Origin of the sequence: Ruoffia sp. FAM 20857 (assembly GCF_045528645.1) — a bacterium.
Taxonomy (GTDB): Bacteria; Bacillota; Bacilli; order Lactobacillales; family Aerococcaceae; genus Ruoffia; species Ruoffia halotolerans.
Genome location: NZ_JBGQRB010000159.1, coordinates 1 through 245, shown reverse-complemented (window position 1 = coordinate 245; position 245 = coordinate 1). Strand labels below are relative to the sequence as shown.

General features: G+C 35.5%; 1 protein-coding gene. It reads left to right on the top strand.

The genetic code is table 11. The features are described 5' to 3' along the window. The coding region (locus ACEN4N_RS11670) for a transposase (RefSeq protein WP_407094285.1) at nucleotides 1-245 on the top strand (245 nt) is incomplete at both ends.

Below are 245 nucleotides of genomic sequence, written 5' to 3'. Positions count from 1 at the left end.
GTTAGAAGAAACCGTCATTCATCTTTTTCAAAAAGGTATTACCATGTCTGAAATTGCTGATTTGATTGAGAAAATGTACGGTCATCACTATACACCACAAACGATGTCCAATATGACTAAAGTCTTTTCTGAAGAAGTCGCTGCTTTTAAAAAACGTCCACTAAATGATCATTATGCCGCTATTTATCTGGACGCTACCTACATTCCCTTGAAACGTAAAACAGTAGATAAAGAAGCGATTCATA